18 protein-coding genes are annotated in these 15,344 nt (G+C 50.6%); 15 read left to right on the forward strand and 3 right to left on the reverse strand.

Features of this window, described 5'->3' with window-relative positions:
• The first annotated feature begins 17 nt into the window (after positions 1 to 17).
• Entirely contained in the window at positions 18 to 593 is a 576-nt protein-coding gene (gene ysxC, locus IPH19_04750) for a ribosome biogenesis GTP-binding protein YsxC (GenBank protein ID QQR60684.1), read from the forward strand.
• Here the strand turns inward: ysxC and IPH19_04755 are convergent, their stop codons facing one another.
• Positions 594 to 1,868 carry a serine hydroxymethyltransferase gene (locus tag IPH19_04755; protein ID QQR60685.1) on the reverse strand — a complete coding sequence of 425 codons (1,275 nt, stop codon included), beginning with the start codon at positions 1,866 to 1,868 and terminating at the stop codon, positions 594 to 596.
• Positions 1,869 to 1,933: 65 nt separating this feature from the next.
• Here IPH19_04755 and IPH19_04760 point away from each other — a divergent pair, with 65 nt between their 5' ends.
• The 7 genes from IPH19_04760 (at position 1,934) to IPH19_04790 (ending at position 9,087) form a co-directional block, all read left to right on the forward strand.
• Positions 1,934 to 2,428 carry a hypothetical protein gene (locus tag IPH19_04760; GenBank protein QQR60686.1) on the forward strand — a complete coding sequence of 165 codons (495 nt, stop codon included), beginning with the start codon at positions 1,934 to 1,936 and terminating at the stop codon, positions 2,426 to 2,428.
• A gap of 61 nt (positions 2,429 to 2,489) precedes the next feature.
• Positions 2,490 to 3,908, forward strand: coding sequence for a UDP-N-acetylmuramate--L-alanine ligase (gene murC / locus IPH19_04765; GenBank protein QQR60687.1), 1,419 nt, complete (start codon positions 2,490 to 2,492; stop codon positions 3,906 to 3,908).
• The gene (gene murB / locus IPH19_04770; protein ID QQR60688.1) at positions 3,905 to 4,888 is read left to right on the forward strand and encodes a UDP-N-acetylmuramate dehydrogenase; all 984 of its coding nucleotides are present in this window, start codon (positions 3,905 to 3,907) and stop codon (positions 4,886 to 4,888) included. The genes murC and murB overlap by 4 nt, the downstream gene beginning before the upstream one ends.
• 39 nt (positions 4,889 to 4,927) lie before the next feature.
• Positions 4,928 to 5,242 carry a ribosome-associated translation inhibitor RaiA gene (gene raiA, locus IPH19_04775; protein QQR60689.1) on the forward strand — a complete coding sequence of 105 codons (315 nt, stop codon included), beginning with the start codon at positions 4,928 to 4,930 and terminating at the stop codon, positions 5,240 to 5,242.
• Between the two features lie 58 nt (positions 5,243 to 5,300).
• Complete coding sequence (gene secA, locus IPH19_04780; GenBank protein QQR60690.1) at positions 5,301 to 8,018, forward strand: preprotein translocase subunit SecA; 2,718 nt, start codon at positions 5,301 to 5,303, stop codon at positions 8,016 to 8,018.
• A gap of 9 nt (positions 8,019 to 8,027) precedes the next feature.
• The gene (locus IPH19_04785; protein QQR60691.1) at positions 8,028 to 8,561 is read left to right on the forward strand and encodes a non-canonical purine NTP pyrophosphatase; all 534 of its coding nucleotides are present in this window, start codon (positions 8,028 to 8,030) and stop codon (positions 8,559 to 8,561) included.
• A 46-nt stretch (positions 8,562 to 8,607) separates the two neighbouring features.
• Positions 8,608 to 9,087 (forward strand): 8-oxo-dGTP diphosphatase, encoded by a 480-nt coding sequence (locus IPH19_04790; GenBank protein ID QQR60692.1) that lies wholly within the window; start codon positions 8,608 to 8,610, stop codon positions 9,085 to 9,087.
• On the opposite strand, the gene IPH19_04795 is transcribed toward IPH19_04790, so the two are convergent.
• Entirely contained in the window at positions 9,084 to 9,881 is a 798-nt protein-coding gene (locus IPH19_04795) for a class I SAM-dependent methyltransferase (protein ID QQR60693.1), read from the reverse strand. The genes IPH19_04790 and IPH19_04795 overlap by 4 nt on opposite strands.
• A 39-nt stretch (positions 9,882 to 9,920) precedes the next feature.
• Here IPH19_04795 and IPH19_04800 point away from each other — a divergent pair, with 39 nt between their 5' ends.
• From IPH19_04800 to IPH19_04820, 5 genes are all read left to right on the forward strand, one after another.
• Positions 9,921 to 10,181 (forward strand): hypothetical protein, encoded by a 261-nt coding sequence (locus IPH19_04800; protein QQR60694.1) that lies wholly within the window; start codon positions 9,921 to 9,923, stop codon positions 10,179 to 10,181.
• A 4-nt stretch (positions 10,182 to 10,185) separates the two neighbouring features.
• Positions 10,186 to 10,800 (forward strand): methyltransferase domain-containing protein, encoded by a 615-nt coding sequence (locus tag IPH19_04805; protein QQR60695.1) that lies wholly within the window; start codon positions 10,186 to 10,188, stop codon positions 10,798 to 10,800.
• Positions 10,801 to 10,815: 15 nt separating this feature from the next.
• A complete protein-coding gene (locus IPH19_04810; protein ID QQR60696.1) occupies positions 10,816 to 11,232 on the forward strand; it encodes a hypothetical protein in 417 nt (138 codons plus the stop codon).
• A 70-nt stretch (positions 11,233 to 11,302) separates the two neighbouring features.
• The gene (locus IPH19_04815; GenBank protein QQR60697.1) at positions 11,303 to 11,659 is read left to right on the forward strand and encodes a YraN family protein; all 357 of its coding nucleotides are present in this window, start codon (positions 11,303 to 11,305) and stop codon (positions 11,657 to 11,659) included.
• 99 nt (positions 11,660 to 11,758) lie between these two features.
• The gene (locus IPH19_04820; GenBank protein ID QQR60698.1) at positions 11,759 to 12,934 is read left to right on the forward strand and encodes a glycosyltransferase family 4 protein; all 1,176 of its coding nucleotides are present in this window, start codon (positions 11,759 to 11,761) and stop codon (positions 12,932 to 12,934) included.
• 20 nt (positions 12,935 to 12,954) lie between these two features.
• On the opposite strand, the gene IPH19_04825 is transcribed toward IPH19_04820, so the two are convergent.
• Positions 12,955 to 13,257 carry a helix-turn-helix domain-containing protein gene (locus IPH19_04825; protein QQR60699.1) on the reverse strand — a complete coding sequence of 101 codons (303 nt, stop codon included), beginning with the start codon at positions 13,255 to 13,257 and terminating at the stop codon, positions 12,955 to 12,957.
• Between the two features lie 176 nt (positions 13,258 to 13,433).
• On the opposite strand from IPH19_04825, the gene IPH19_04830 reads away from it, so the two are divergent.
• Positions 13,434 to 13,997 (forward strand): RNA polymerase sigma factor, encoded by a 564-nt coding sequence (locus IPH19_04830; protein QQR60700.1) that lies wholly within the window; start codon positions 13,434 to 13,436, stop codon positions 13,995 to 13,997.
• Position 13,998: 1 nt separating this feature from the next.
• Entirely contained in the window at positions 13,999 to 15,192 is a 1,194-nt protein-coding gene (locus tag IPH19_04835) for a hypothetical protein (GenBank protein ID QQR60701.1), read from the forward strand.
• Positions 15,193 to 15,344: the final 152 nt, after the last annotated feature.

Genomic DNA, 15,344 nt, shown 5'->3' on the forward strand with positions numbered 1-15,344 from the left:
TCTGCTAGAGTCCCGTCATGATCAAGAGTGCTACATTTGTTAAGAGTTACGCTGATCCTGAGCTTGTGCCCAAGGATGGGTTTCCGCAGATCGCGATGCTTGGCCGATCGAATGCCGGAAAGTCGTCGCTTATCAACTCGATTACGGGTGTAGCGGGTTTGGCTAAGACGAGCGCGGCTCCAGGTCGTACGCGTTTGATTAACGTGTTTTCCATCGATAAGCAGTATGAGCTCGTCGATCTACCGGGCTATGGATATGCCAAAGCTTCCAAGAACGAGCGCGATCGTTTGTTGGATTTGCTATCTGGATTTTTGTCTTCGGCCGCTCGCTTGAAGCTCGTTGTCATTATTCTCGATTCACGTTTGGGCGTAACCACTGTCGACAAAGAAGTAATTGAACAAGTACAGCGTTCCGGATTGCCGCTCCTCTTTGTCGCTAATAAAGCCGATAAGCCTTCACGCATGGAGCTGAGACAGGTTATCCAGTCCATAGAGCGAGTTTATCCAAATGTACCCGTCATTGCGCATTCGACGGTTTCCGGAGATGGTAGAGGATTGCTGGTTGATGCGTTTATGCGCGCGGCCAAAGCGTAGTTAGGCAAGATCAGAATAGAGTGGAAAGGCGTCGGCAAGTCTGCGGACGTCTTTTTTGATCTGCTCGACGACCGTCGAATCGTTTTTGGATTTCAGGAGTTGGGCGATGAGACGTGCAACTTCAATCGTTGCGTTTTCATCAAAGCCGCGCGTGGTGATCGCCGGCGTGCCAAGGCGTACTCCGGATGGATCGGCTGGTTTGCGTGGATCAAATGGGATCATGTTTTTGTTGGCTGAGATACCGACTTGTTCCAGCCATTGTTCCGCTTCTTTTCCGCCAACGCCCCATGGAGTTACATCGAGCAAGAGCAGGTGGTTATCCGTTCCGCCGGAGACGAGACGCGCGCCTTCTTCGAGAAAGGTTTTTGCCATCGCTTGAGCGTTGGCGAGGACTTGTTTCTGATAATCGATGAACGATGGCTGCAGCGCTTCATGAAAAGCAACGGCTTTGGCCGCGATGATGTGTTCGAGCGGGCCGCCTTGCGAGCCGGGGAACACTCCGGAATCGATTTTTTGGGCGAGATTTTTCTTTCCGCCGACATCAAGCCTGTCTTCGACTTTGGAGAGAATCATGGCGCCGCGCGGTCCGCGTAACGTTTTATGCGTGGTTGTGGTTACAACGTCGGCATGAGGAATCGGATCCGGATACAGCTTGGCGGCGACGAGGCCTGCGACATGAGCCATATCGACAAAAAGATAGGCTCCGACTTCTTTTGCGATATCTGCGAACGCCGCGAAATCTAGCTTGCGTGGATATGCGCTGAAGCCCGCGATAATCATTTTAGGCTTGTGCTCGATTGCGAGACGCCGGACTTCATCCATGTCGACGAGGTGATCGGATTCGCGAACACCGTAGGGGATGATGTTAAACCATTTGCCGGAGAAGTTGACGGGGGAGCCGTGCGTGAGATGTCCACCGTGCGAGAGATTCATGGCGAGAACCGTGTCGCCCGGATTTAGTAGGGCGAGGTAGACAGCAAAATTCGCTTGCGCTCCAGCGTGCGATTGGACGTTCGCGTGTTCGGCGCCAAAGAGTCGCTTCGCACGATCAATGGCGAGTGTCTCGATCTTGTCGATGATTTCATTGCCCCCGTAGTAGCGCTTTCCTGGGTATCCTTCCGAGTATTTATTGGTCAATGCCGAGCCCATCGCCTCAAGGACGGCTTGTGAAACGTAGTTTTCAGAAGCAATAAGCTCGAGGCCATGGCGTTGGCGGGCGAGTTCTTCATCGATCAGGCCGGCAATTTCTGTATCCGTATTTTTTAGGAAAGACATGGGTAGACTATAGACAGGAAGTAAAAAAACGGCTAGGGTCTCGTTTGCGTTCTTTGGGAGGAGCTATGGACCAGCTTGGCGAATATCCGCTGAACGGTATCGAGGGAGCACGACGCAAGCTCGAACCGATCATCGCCCAGATGGTCGACGACGAGCGTACGGGTGCGGACCTGATGCGCGCCTACTTTCATGTTTATTTGAATGTCCGATTCATTGGGCAATCAAATGTCCTCATCGCCGCGTTCCAGGATCTTCTTGAGGCCGGCTGTGATTATCGAGATGTGCATAGCGGGATGGTCGAGGCGCACAAGGCGCTGAATCGATCGCCTCGCTGGATCAATGTGCTGAAGGACCTGTGTCCCGATCATGTCATGGTTCATGATCGAGAAGATGCGGATGGTCGGAAGACGGCTTGGGCGATTGTGCGCCCTCCGCGTACGTTTACTCCGTTGCGATTGAAGCCGGCAACGGAAATTTCCAAGACGCCACCTGAAGAAACGTCCGAGGCCGATGCGTCTATTTCTAATGGCTCGTCTGCTCAGGATGTTCTGCCTGAATAGCCCCGGAAGGCCTGCCTTCCGGGGCTTTCCAATTTTGTTCTGACGTCGTAGCCTATAGGTCATGGATTTGTCTCAGATTCGCCGTGCCCATCTCGTTGGGATTGGGGGTATCAATATGTCGGGCGTTGCCAAATTGTTGGCACGTGCCGGCGTTCGCGTCACAGGATCGGATGTTGTTTCATCGGAAGCGACGGATGAACTGATCAAGCTCGGAATTCCGGTTATTATTGGACATGAAGCAAGTAATCTTCCGACCGATACGGAGTTATTGATTTATACCTCTGCCGCTCCGGAGAAAAATCCGGAACGATTAGCCGCTGCTGCAAGAGCGATTCCTCAGGTAACGAATTTTGCTTTTTTGGGGGCGTGGCTCGCGCATAAGCGCTGTCTCCTTGTATGCGGAACGCATGGTAAAAGTACGACGACGGCCTTAGCAGGCCTTCTTTTAGAGGGCGCAAATCAAGATCCGATGGTCATTGTCGGAAGCCGCGTGCCGTCTTTTCCGGATGGGAATGTGCGGTTTGGCATGTCGGATATGGTGGTGATTGAAGGTGATGAATACGCGCGTCATTTTTTGGAGTTTGAGCCGTATGCGGTGATTTTGAATAATCTTGAGCTGGATCACACGGATATTTTTCCGGATCTTCAGAATTTACTGCAAGCGTTTCGTGAGCTGCTTGAGAAGGTCCGCAATGGCGGAATCGTGATTGCGAATGCGGATGATCCGAATGTCCAGACGTTGGTCGGACAGGAACGTGCCGCTCTGCTTGAGCGCGGCGTCCGCATCCGTACGTTTGGTTTTGGAACGCATGCTGATCATCAAATCGTTGATCACGCCGTGAAGGCCGGGGAGCAGACATTTGGTTTGCGCGATGTGAGCAGCCGCGTGTATCGATTCAAGCTATCGATCCCTGGACGCATGAATGTCATGAATAGTGCGGCTGCGCTCAGTCTCGTTTCTTCTATGGGTATTCCATGGACGGGTCTTGAGAATGTTTTGGCAGCCTTTAAAGGCATTTGGCGTCGTTTTGAGCGTATTGCTGATCGTGATGGTATTTTGGTTATTTCTGACTATGGTCATCACCCGACCGCTGTTGCTGCGACGCTCGAGGCCGCCAAGGCATTTTATCCTGGCCGACGTATCGTGCTGGCGTTTCAACCGCATCAACGGCGTCGCACGCGTGACTTCTTTTTGGATTTTGTTCCGAGCTTTGATCGAGCGGATGCCTTGTTGTTGGTGGAGATTTATGATGTGGCTGGCCGGGAATCGCCAGAGGATGAATCCGTAAGCTCTCGCGATTTGCAGGATGCGATTGTGCGGCATGATGCGGATCGTGCAACGGTGCGCTCCGTCGACTTTGCGCCAAACTCGGATGAAGCGCTGGCGATCTTGCGTCGATGGAAACGTCAGGGGGATGTAATTATTGTTATGGGTGCCGGAGATATTTATAAAATGGCCGATAAAATCATGGATGTATGATGCCGCTTACGGAAGAAAAGATTGCTGCGTTTTATGCGCGTATTCCATCGGTACAGCGGGATGAGCCGATGGCAAAACGGACGAGCTTTCGTGTTGGAGGAAATGCCAAATTGCACGTCACAGCCAATTCATCTGAATCGTTGATTGAAGCGGTGACGGCCGCCTTGGATTTTGATATCCCGTTTTATGTCTATGGCGGGGGATCGAATTTGCTGGTGTCTGACGATGGTTATGAGGGTGTGATGATTCAGGCGGGGAATCGTATGATCACGCTTCACGCTTCACGCGTCACGGTTGAGGCTGGGGCAATCACGGGAATGGTAGCGAGGCAGTCAGTCGACGCAGGGCTGACGGGGTTTGAGTGGGCGATTGGGGTGTTAGGGACGATTGGTGGCGCCGTGTATGGAAATGCGGGTTGTTACGGTGGGGAGATGAAGGATTCGGTGCTATCGGTGGAAGTTTTTGATTTGAATACGCATGAGAGAAAAATGCTATCGAATAGCGAGTGCGAGTTTGTGTATCGCGGGAGCATGTTTAAGCATCGTCCGTATCTTATTTTGTCGACAACATTGCAGTTGAAACCTACGAGCGATATCGTCGCGGGAAAAACGCGCATGGAAGAAATTATGAAGATGCGGAAAGAGAAGCAGCCTTTAGATGCATCGAGTGCTGGTTGCGCGTTCAAGAATTTTGAATTTAGCGATGAATCGGCGCTGGATATTTTGAAACGTTCGGTAGAAGTTCCGGAATCGATGATCAAAAATAAATCCGTGTCAGCGGGTTGGTTGATCGACCAAGCGGGAATGATGGGCGAGTCTGTCGGCGATGCGCAAGTGAGTACAAAGCATGGAAATTTTTTCTTGAACAAGGGGCAGGCTCGTGCGCAGGATATTTTGGCGTTGATTTCTCGAGTAAAAATGAAGGTTCGGGACGAGTTCGGTATCGAGATGCAGGAGGAGGTGCAATTGGTTGGGTTTTAGACTTGCGAGTCAGGCGACCGAGGTTTACGATTTTAGAGTATGACTATCAATATTCTTGCAAAGGACATCGAGCTTACGCCGGCTATCAGAGAATACGCCGAGGAAAAGATGCAGAGCTTGGAAAAATATCTAGAATCCATCCGACATACCGATGTTGAGGTTGGTATGGCGGAAGGTCATCAGCATTCCGGAAAAATCTTCATGTGCAAGGCGAATGTACAGATTGGCGGCGAAACGATTTTGGTTGAGCGCGAGGCGGATGATCTCTATAAGGCGATTGATAAGGTAAAAGATCATTTGCGCGAGACAATTACGCAATGGAAAAAGAAAATGGAGGAGCGCGATAAGTCCTAAGATTAGGTTAAAAAGACGCCTTGTAAGAGGCGTCTTTTTAGGCTAAGATCGGCCAACTATGAAGTTTCTTACCAAGCTGTTTGGTGACCCGAATGCGCGTGAAGTGGCGCGATTGCGGGCTATCGTCGAGCAGGCCAAAACGCATGAAGCTGCCATGCAGGCTCTTGCAGATAGTGATTTTGGCTCCAAGACGGCTGAGTTTAAGGAACGTTTGGCAAAAGGCGAGTCGAGCGATGCGTTTTTGCCAGAAGCTTTTGCCTTGGTACGCGAGGTTTCACGCCGCAAGCTTGGTCAGCGTCAGTATGACGCGCAGTTGATCGGTGGATTAGCGCTGCATCGCGGAATGATTGCGGAAATGCGTACGGGTGAAGGAAAGACGCTTACCGCTACGGCGCCGGTGTATTTGAATGCGCTTTCCGGAAAGGGTGTGCACGTTATTACGGTGAACGATTATCTTGCACGACGCGACGCGGTTTGGATGGGTCAGGTGTATCACGCGCTTGGACTTTCTGTTGCGTGTATCCAGCATGCGGGAAGTTTTGTGTATGACCCGGAATTCAAAGCCGAGGAAAAACATGACGAGAATCGCGACGCGACCGGATCATTCCGTGTCGACATGGATTATTTGCGTCCGGTTTCGCGTCGCGAGGCTTATGCGGCTGATATCACCTACGGAACCAACAATGAATTTGGTTTCGACTTTTTGCGTGACAACATGGTTCAGCGCGCAGAAGAAATGGTTCAGCGTGAATTGCATTATGCGGTAGTCGATGAAGTCGACTCGATTTTGATCGATGAAGCGCGCACGCCTCTTATCATCAGTGCTCCGGCGGAAGAAGCGACGGAAGAATATTTCCGTTTTGCCGATGTGGTCGGAAAGTTGGTGCAGGAAGAAGATTATAAGCTCGATGAAAAACAGCGTGCATCGACATTGACCGAGGCAGGTGTTGCCAAGCTTGAGCGCTTGTTGAATATCGAGAATTTGTATGTTCAGGGCGGCATGCGCACGGTGCATCATATTGAGCAGGCTTTGCGCGCCAAGGCTTTGTTTAAACTTGATCGCGATTATGTGGTGCGTGACGGAGAAGTGATGATTGTGGATGAATTTACGGGCCGTTTGATGCCGGGACGCCGTTATTCAGAAGGTTTGCATCAGGCTATCGAGGCCAAGGAACGCGTGAAAGTTCAGCGCGAGTCGATTACGCTGGCGACGATTACGTTCCAAAACTATTTCCGTTTGTACGAGAAGCTTTCTGGAATGACGGGTACCGCTGCAACGGAAGCAGAAGAATTCCACAAGATTTACAAGTTGGAGGTTTTGTCGATTCCGACGAATAAAGATAATCAGCGTATCGATCTGCCGGATCGTGTTTATAAGAACGAGATCGGTAAGTTTCGTGCCGCTGTGCGCGAGATCAAGATGCGTCATGAAACGGGTCAGCCGGTGCTGGTTGGTACCGTGTCGATCGAGAAGAACGAATTGCTTTCGGAATTGCTTCGCCAGGAAGGCGTGCCGCATGAAGTGTTGAATGCCAAGAACCATGCGCGTGAAGCCGAGATTATCGCTCAGGCAGGTCGTAAGGGTGCGGTAACCGTGGCAACGAACATGGCTGGCCGTGGTGTCGATATTTTGCTTGGTGGAAATCCTCCGACGCAGGAAGAGGCAGATGAGGTGCGCAAACTTGGCGGTTTGCATGTGCTTGGTACGGAGCGTCATGAGTCGCGTCGTATCGATAATCAGCTGCGAGGACGTTCTGGCCGTCAGGGTGATCCTGGTTCAACGCAGTTTTACGTCTCGATGGAGGATGATTTGATGCGCATCTTTGGATCGGATCGCATGAAGTCGATGATGGAGCGCTTGGGTGTGCCGGAAGATGAAGCGATCGAAAATAAAGTATTAACAAGCTCGCTTGCTGCGGCCCAGCGCAAAGTGGAAGGTCATAACTTTGATATCCGTAAGCACTTGCTTGAGTATGATGACGTGCTTAATAAGCATCGCATGGTGATCTACAAGAAGCGCCGCGATTTATTGAAGGCGAGCATGGAGCGCACGGAAAACAATGAAAGCCCGCTCAAGCCGCTTATTATGGAGATGGTGGAGGGAGAAGTTGAACAGATGGTTTCCTTCCATACGTCGGCCGAGAATGCGGCGGATTGGGATTTGGATCAGCTTGCAGAAGCTGCGTCCGCGATTTTGCCTAAAGGCGTTGATGTCCGAGGACAATTACAAGCGGCGAGCGAGAATAAGGATGGCCGCGAGAATCTTGTCTTGATGCGTACGGCTTTGGTCGAGACGCTGCTTAAGCTTGCTCGTGAAGCCTATGAAGCCTTGAGCAAGCAGGCGGGTGATCCTGGTTTGCAGGCGGAAGTTGAAAAAGCGGTTGCGGTGCGTGCGCTTGATGATCTTTGGATTGCGCATTTGGAGAACATGGATTATCTCCGTCATGGTGTTGGTTTGCAGGGTTATGGCCAACGTGATCCGCTCGTTGAGTATAAGCGCGAGGCGTATCGCATGTTCCATGGATTGCTTGGCACATTGAATCAGCGCGTTGCGTCGACTATTTTTAAGGTGCAAATTGCCCGCGAGACGGCTGAAGAGGAATTGCGCCGATTGCAGTCGCAGGCCAAGCCGATTGAGTTATCGGGCCCGCAGAAAGAGACAGAGAGCGTTTCTGTGCCATCATCGGAGGAAAAGAAAGCGATGGGGGATGTTGGGAGAAATGATCCGTGTCCTTGCGGAAGTGGAAAGAAGTATAAGAAGTGTCACGGGGTGTAGAATAATTGCATGATCTATTTCATCACTGGTAATGACAAGAAGTTTGCCGAGATGAAGGCGGTGTTGCCGGAGATCGAGCGAATGGATATTGATTTGCCTGAAATCCAAGCAATGGATTCTCAAGCGATTATTCGAGCAAAGCTGCAAGAGGCATTACGACATACGGATGGAGAATGCATCGTGGAGGATACTTCCGTTTCTTTGGAGTGTTTGAATGGGCTTCCCGGACCGTTGATTAAGTGGTTTTTGTTGAAGATGGGTATTGAGGGATTAGCATCGATGGCGGAAAAGCTCGGAAATGATCGTGCGATAGCGACTGTTGTTATTGGTTACGCAAAGAATGCTGATGAAGTGATGTTCTTTGAGGGCTCGATTCCTGGGAGAATTGTTCAGCCGAGAGGTGATCGTTCTTTTGGTTGGGATCCGATTTTTTTACCGGATGGATTTGATCAGACGTTTGCCGAGATGGGAGTCGAGGAAAAGAGTGCTGTTAGTATGCGCAGGATAGCCGCGGAAAAGCTCGCCAAGCATTTACAGCAGTAAATTCTTTATCTTATTAAAGGTGGTGGGTTTTCTGCCGTGTAAGAATATGAATGAAACTTCCAAGACGTTGACCCTTGTTTATCTCCGTAGAGGTGATGAGATTCTTTTAGGTTACAAGAAGCGGGGATTTGGAATGGGGCAGTGGAATGGGCTGGGTGGAAAAGTTGAAGAAGGGGAGGATATTGGTTTGGGTGCGCGACGTGAAGTGAAAGAAGAAGTTGGGATCGAGGTTGGGGCAATGCGGAAGTTTGCGGTGATTGAATGTGATTATCGGAATGTGGAGAAGCCGGGTGTTATTGAAATCCATATGTTCGAGTCTTTTGATTTCAAGGGCGAGGCTGTCGAGACAGAGGAAATTGAGCCAAAGTGGTTCAAGGTTTCCGAGTATCCTTTTGATAAGTCGTGGCCGGATGATCGGTATTGGTTTCCGTTTTATATCGAAGGCAAAACATTCCGGGGAAGTTTCTTATTCGATGGGTACGATAAAATCACCTCGTACGAGATTATCGAGGAGCTGATCGATTAGTTTATTTTGCGAGCGCGTAATCCGAGGAACAGCGGGATTTCTTTACGTGCGACATTTTCTGCTTTTGCTTTTGGACCGGAGTCGCTGGTTTTGTTGGAGACCCATTCTTCGAGCGCATCGACGACAAAGCCGTGTTTGGCGAGTTCGGTGACGTACATCGAGAGCGGACGGTGATAAGAGTAGGTTTTGACGTCCGGAGCGGAACCCGGGTGCGCGATGATCGGCATTTCGTAGTCGCTCATGTATTTATCGACACGGCGATATTGGAGTTTACGCTCTTCATCCCAGCCCCAGCCGCTTTGTCGCGGTTGGCGGAATGCCGGGTGATTCATTGTAAGGATGAGTACGCCGTTGGGTTTAAGAACGCGGCTCGCATCAGAAAAGACAGGACCGAGCGGATCGATATTTTGAATGGCGAGATTACAGACAATGCCATCAAGCGATGATGGCTGGAATTGATGAGCAAAGTTTGTGGCGTCGTCGACAGCAAAGCGGATATTTTTAGGCGCGTTCTTTTTGGCCTGGAGAATCAAGGTCGGGGAGGCGTCGAGTCCATCGACCATCGCGGCTTTGGGTGCAAGGAGTTTGCTGAAGGCGCCTTGTCCGCAAGCGAGGTCCAAGTAGCGGCCGTCTTTTTTTGGGGTGAGCAAACGCATGGCACCCGGGAAGATTAGGTCGCGTTGGAAGTCGCCGCCTTCTTTGCCCATGTAGCCGGAATACCAGCCGGCGACGGACTCCCAGCTTGATTTGGGGTTTTGGATTGGTTTGCGGACGCGTCCGCGGATAGATCGCATATGGACGGTATGCTACACTGTCACCATATTCCTACCAATATGGGATTCATTCTTCGCGTACTTCTTGGGCTGGTGATTGTGGCGGTTGGAGCATTCTTTGTGATCAGAACGCGCTCTATCGTTGACTTCTTTGGCGGAGTTGATTTTGCCGAGCGTTATCTGGGCGGCGGCGGTACCAATTTGTTTTATAAGCTGCTCGGTATTGTTTTCTGTCTTTTGGGTTTCTTGGTAGCCACCAATCTTTGGAATGCGTTCTTGCAGGCTACTCTTGGCTCGTTGTTCCCGTCCGCTTCTCCATAAAAACATGCATCATAGCGGTAATGAGCTGATTAATCCGTTCAAAGCCTTAGAACGCGCCGGTTTGCGCAAAGGCTCGCATATTGCTGATCTTGGTTGCGGAGCTCTTGGTCATTTTGTGTTTCCGGCAGCGCAGATGACAGGCGGTGAAGGGCGCGTGTATGCGGTTGATATCGATAAAGCAGCTTTGAAAGCGGTAGAGCGTGCAGCAAGACATGATCAGTATTGGAATGTGATTCCAGTTTGGTCGGATATTGACGTGGTTCATGCGGCGCGTATTCAAAGCGGTACCATCGACTTGACGATACTGGCTAATAACCTCTACCTTTCCGCCAACCGATCAGGCATGGTTGAGGAGGCTTTGCGCCTTACCAAGCCCGGCGGACGCATCTTGGTGATCGAGTGGAAGCCCATTCGGACAACGATTGGCCCACCGGTTGAAAATCGTATGTCGGCAGAGGAAGCCAAACGCTACTTTGCGGTAGACGAGCTCGACTTGATCGATGAATATGATGCGGGAGATTCCCATTTTGCGCTTGTTTATGCCAAGCATGAGCCGATGCGTGAAACGGAAGTCGTCTCGACACATATTCCCGAAGAGATGGAAGCAGCTGAAGAATAATTTCATTACTTGTTTATGGATCTGATCAAACCCTTGTTGACCTTCCAGTATTGGTTCGGTACCGGTGTTATTCCATTTGTCCCAGCCGTGAGCCGTGTCATTTTGATTTTGATGACGGCACTCGTATTGGCTGGTATCGCTATCGCTGTTTATCTTAAACTGCAGAAGAAAATAAATAAGGCGATTCGCCGTGTTTGGAAGCGCGTTGCGACGCTGTGTGCCACCATGGGTGTCATCGGACTCCTTTTGTACGGATTTTACTACGAGGGAATTCCGGTGCTCTCGATGCGTTTTTGGTGGATTGTATGGTTTGGCATTCTTGGTTGGTGGAAATACGATATCTGGATGGAATATCGTAAGACGATGGCATCACGTATTGTTGACAAAGATCGTGCGAATTACGAAAAGTGGTTGCCAAAGCCAAAGCACTAAGAATCAAAGCCCCTCTTTATGGAGGGGCTTTTGTATTGACGGCTGAGGAAATCCATGGAACGGGGTAGATATGGACTTCCGAAAAATACGCGGACAAAGCGGGGAGTCGATCGCCTTGGCTTATCTGGAGGAGCGGGGATTCCGGCTTATCGAGCGCAATTGGAATTGCCGGCTTGGCGAGATTGATTTGATTGTCGAGCGGGGCGGGGAGACAAGGTTTATCGAAGTAAAATTACGAAGGACGATGGAATATGGCTACCCAGAGGCGTCGATTACGAGGACGAAATTAAGGCATTTAAGTCGGGCTATTGAGTGCTGGATGAAAGCGCAGGCTAACCCGCCAATTTGCTATCAGGCCGACGCTATCGCTATATTTGCGCCTCTAGGTGAGACGCCTACGATTACTTGGATTGAGGGTATATATTGAAAGTAGCTAATATTAGCCAAATACTAGTTTGTACTGATTGACAAAATCTCATTTTTTTGTTATGCTACGACGTTCGATTACCCATATATCCTTATTACTATGACTATCGTCATGATCGGCCAAAAGGGCTTGCCGGCTCGTTCCGGCGGTATCGAGCGCCACGTAGAAGTACTGGCGCGCGGACTTGTATCACGCGGACATCGCGTGGTCGTTTTTGGACGTGCTTGGTATGTGGGTGGAAGCCGCGCCCCGGCTGGCGTTGAGCAGATTATTACCTCCGGAATTCGCACCAAGCATTTGGATGCCATTACCCATGGAATCACCGCGCTTTGGCGCGCTCGTTCACTGAAGGCTGAGATCGTGCATTTGCATGGCACGGGTATTGCTTTGCTTACCCCGCTCGCGCGTTTGATGATGCCAAAGAGCAAGGTTGTTGTGACCTTTCACTGTATCGACCGCGTGCTCGCCAAGTGGAATGGTTTTGCCAAACTCGCTTTCCGTGTTGGTGAATGGCTTGCTTGTCAGGCTAGCCATCGCACGATTGCCGTTTCTGAAACGCTTGCGCGTTACTGTTTGGATACGTATGGCACGCAAACGGCTTACGTCTCTCATCCGATTCCAGAACCGGAGCCTATCGGCGATGAAGGAGCTTTGTCTGCCAATGGTTTGCAAAAGGATCGTTATTTCTTGTTTGTTGGCCGATTGATTCCCGATAAGCAGGCGCATGTGTTGGTTGAGGCTTATAATCGCGCACGCAAAATCCGTCCTGATTTGTTGGTGGAACGCCCGCTTGTCCTTGTTGGCGGTGCTTCTTGGACCGATCGTTACGCGACTTGGTTGTGTGGTCTCGCTGCTCGTGCGCCGGGTGTCATGATGCTTGGTGAAAAGAGCGGCCGTGAATTGACGGCGCTTCAGGCAAATGCGCTGGCCCACGTTTTTCCGACGGCTAGCGAAGGCTTGTCACTCGCGGTTGTTGAAGCCTGTCAGCATCGCCGCGCGATTATCGCCACGGATATTCCGGGAAATCGTGAAGCGACTGGCGGTCATATGAAGGCGGTTCCATCACGCGATGTAGAAGCTTTGGCTGATGCGCTGATTGAGCTTGCAGGGCAGAGTGCTGCGCAGCGCATGGAAATGGGTTCGCGCGCGCACGCCTATGTGGCACGCGTTCACAGCGTTGAAGATCGCATGGATGATTTGATCCGCGTCTATCAAACGACGTTGAATGGCCATACGGAACTTGTTAGCCAGCCGCTTCTCGGAGCGAGTTTCTAACAAAATAAAAACGACCCGATTTATTCCGGGTCGTTTTTATTTTCCGGTGGGCGGGGAGAGTATTTCAGATTTTTCATACGCCATTGATCGACCCATTGGCCGATGCCTTGTTCGTCGCGTTTATTCCTTACTTTGGTTTGAGCTTGCGACCAAGTGACCAGAGATGGAAAGGAGATTTTATAACGCCCCCGAACAACGATGTATCGAAGCTCTTGGGCAGTGATGGCTCGGCGGATGGTGCGTGGATTTACGCCAAAGAGTCTTGCCGCCTCGCTGACGGTGACACGAACGATATTTTCTTTGTTTTGGGACAGCTCAGGCATGGCTTGAAGTTAGCGCTTTTTTCTATTTCTGTCTAGTATATTGTGGACTTAACTATATAAAAATGCTTTGTTTTTGCGAATTTTCTAATAAAAATAAGCCTTTTCAGCTTGCGAAAAAGCCCTTTTAGAGCTAATATCCCTAAACTCCTTGCAGTGGTTTTTGGAGGGGAAATCGCATGAGCCAGCTCATCGACCAATACCAACTGTATCGCGTGCGCACACGGCGTGACGCGGACGCATTTGCTAGCCTATACGACCGGTATATCACATCGATATACCGGTTCGTTTACTTAAAATTACCGTCTCGTGAAGCCGCGGAAGATGTCACGTCCGAGACGTTTCTTCGTTTTTGGAATGCGATTCTTCAGAATACGGAAATCCGCAATGTTAGAGCCTTTCTCTACCAGATTGCTCGTAACTTGGTTGTCGACTTTTATCGCAAAGAAGAGGCTCAAAAGCAGGCGGTTGTAACAACTGATGAGGAATATACGTCTACTGTTAATGAAGGGTTGGTATCGGATCGAGGGCGTGATCAGAGGCTGATCGAGGCTCGCGTCGATTTACGCATTGTTCTTGAGAGAATCGAGAAATTGAAAGAAGACTATCGCGATGTGTTGACCTTGCGGTTAATCGACGGACTCGGGTTTGCGGATATCGCACTCGTCCTCGATAAAACGCCGGGACATGTCAGAGTCATCTATCACCGAGCGATTAAAGCGCTCGACAAACTTTCCCCCTAACATGACCAAGCGCGACTTACTCCGTAAATTGCAATCCGTCCGATCGGCGGAGCGCGGCATCGTGCCTGATGCGGAGTTTGTGTTGCGTACGCGCGAGAATTTATTGATGCAGGTTCGCAACACATTGCCGACGCGCCCTGTGGCGATGCCGGCTCGTGCCAAGCTTGCTCTCAATCATTTGGTTCCGGAGCGTTTGATGAATTTGGTTCGTGCTCCGGCCTTGGCTACGCTTTCCGTCATCGTCACGGTTTTCGGCGGATCGATTTTTAGCGTGTCGGCTTCGGATCGTTCTCTGCCTGGTGACTTTTTGTATCCGATCAAGATCGCGACAGAACAAACTCGTTTGGTGTTTACCTCAGGCAAACTTGAAAAGCTTAAGCTTAAGTCTGAGTTCGTAGATCGTCGTGTGGATGAAATTAAGACATTGGCTACTGCTACCGACCCAGAGCAGCCGGTGCGTTTGAAGCAGGCTGCGGAAGTTTTGAAGCGGGATTTGAATACGGTAAAAAACCAGCTCTCGGAGGTGAAGTCGGATACGACTCCGGAAACAGCTGATGCTGTTAAGCTTGTTGATAAACAGAGTGAGCAAATCATTGAGGATTTGAAACTTGTCAGGGATGAAGCACCGGAAGAGGTGAAGAGTAGCTTGGCTGAGGCAGAAGTTGCTGCTGTGCACACAGGTGTTACGGCTTTTGAGGTTTTACTTGAGGCGAGCAATGATCCAGATAGCCAGTGGGTGGTGAGCGAGTCGGATATCCTTGATTCGATCAACAAGAAGGTTGATAGCATCTCTGCTACTTTGTCCGGTTCTGCTGATAAGTTGCGCTTGGTTAGTGCTTCTAGTACTATCCTACCGATTAATACACAGGCAACTGGGACAGGGGATAACCTATTGCTGGGAATGACGAGCACCACTGTCGGACAACTGAATGCCGCTAGCAGCACGTTGCAAGAAGCTCGTGTGCTTTTGAGCGAAAATAAATTAAGTGAGGTGTCCGGTAAGCTTTTGGAAGCTGCCAAGGCTGTCGCTGAAGCGGAGGTGTCGACGAACAACCTTGTTGCTTCCAGCACGCAAGCGATTCCATCTCCAGTCACTCCTTCGTCCGAGGGAATGGGAGATGCTTCTACTTCTACGACGCCTGTCACGAGCACCGCGTCTTCTTCTGCATCGTCGACAATGACGAGCCCACCATAAAGGCAGCGAACCCTGTTCTCTCGCGAACAGGGCGACCCTGCCCCAAAAAGGTAGAGCCGTCCTGACGAGCGGGAGAACTCTCGAGCAATCGGGAATTACCCCTTTCGCTCGCGCTCGAAAAAACAACCACTTTGGCGTCAAGGTCGACACCT

It is taken from the genome of Candidatus Uhrbacteria bacterium (assembly GCA_016699205.1).
Lineage (GTDB): Bacteria > Patescibacteriota > Patescibacteriia > 2-12-FULL-60-25 > 2-12-FULL-60-25 > CAIXDN01.

Excerpts from the sequence above, each read along its gene's own strand:
- ysxC (QQR60684.1), top strand. The coding sequence starts at position 18 with ATGATCAAGAGTGCTACATTTGTTAAGAGTTACGCTGATCCTGAGCTT.
- IPH19_04755 (QQR60685.1), bottom strand. The coding sequence starts at position 1,868 with ATGTCTTTCCTAAAAAATACGGATACAGAAATTGCCGGCCTGATCGAT.
- IPH19_04760 (QQR60686.1), top strand. The coding sequence starts at position 1,934 with ATGGACCAGCTTGGCGAATATCCGCTGAACGGTATCGAGGGAGCACGA.
- murC (QQR60687.1), top strand. The coding sequence starts at position 2,490 with ATGGATTTGTCTCAGATTCGCCGTGCCCATCTCGTTGGGATTGGGGGT.
- murB (QQR60688.1), top strand. The coding sequence starts at position 3,905 with ATGATGCCGCTTACGGAAGAAAAGATTGCTGCGTTTTATGCGCGTATT.
- raiA (QQR60689.1), top strand. The coding sequence starts at position 4,928 with ATGACTATCAATATTCTTGCAAAGGACATCGAGCTTACGCCGGCTATC.
- secA (QQR60690.1), top strand. The coding sequence starts at position 5,301 with ATGAAGTTTCTTACCAAGCTGTTTGGTGACCCGAATGCGCGTGAAGTG.
- IPH19_04785 (QQR60691.1), top strand. The coding sequence starts at position 8,028 with ATGATCTATTTCATCACTGGTAATGACAAGAAGTTTGCCGAGATGAAG.
- IPH19_04790 (QQR60692.1), top strand. The coding sequence starts at position 8,608 with ATGAATGAAACTTCCAAGACGTTGACCCTTGTTTATCTCCGTAGAGGT.
- IPH19_04795 (QQR60693.1), bottom strand. The coding sequence starts at position 9,881 with ATGCGATCTATCCGCGGACGCGTCCGCAAACCAATCCAAAACCCCAAA.
- IPH19_04800 (QQR60694.1), top strand. The coding sequence starts at position 9,921 with ATGGGATTCATTCTTCGCGTACTTCTTGGGCTGGTGATTGTGGCGGTT.
- IPH19_04805 (QQR60695.1), top strand. The coding sequence starts at position 10,186 with ATGCATCATAGCGGTAATGAGCTGATTAATCCGTTCAAAGCCTTAGAA.
- IPH19_04810 (QQR60696.1), top strand. The coding sequence starts at position 10,816 with ATGGATCTGATCAAACCCTTGTTGACCTTCCAGTATTGGTTCGGTACC.
- IPH19_04815 (QQR60697.1), top strand. The coding sequence starts at position 11,303 with ATGGACTTCCGAAAAATACGCGGACAAAGCGGGGAGTCGATCGCCTTG.
- IPH19_04820 (QQR60698.1), top strand. The coding sequence starts at position 11,759 with ATGACTATCGTCATGATCGGCCAAAAGGGCTTGCCGGCTCGTTCCGGC.
- IPH19_04825 (QQR60699.1), bottom strand. The coding sequence starts at position 13,257 with ATGCCTGAGCTGTCCCAAAACAAAGAAAATATCGTTCGTGTCACCGTC.
- IPH19_04830 (QQR60700.1), top strand. The coding sequence starts at position 13,434 with ATGAGCCAGCTCATCGACCAATACCAACTGTATCGCGTGCGCACACGG.
- IPH19_04835 (QQR60701.1), top strand. The coding sequence starts at position 13,999 with ATGACCAAGCGCGACTTACTCCGTAAATTGCAATCCGTCCGATCGGCG.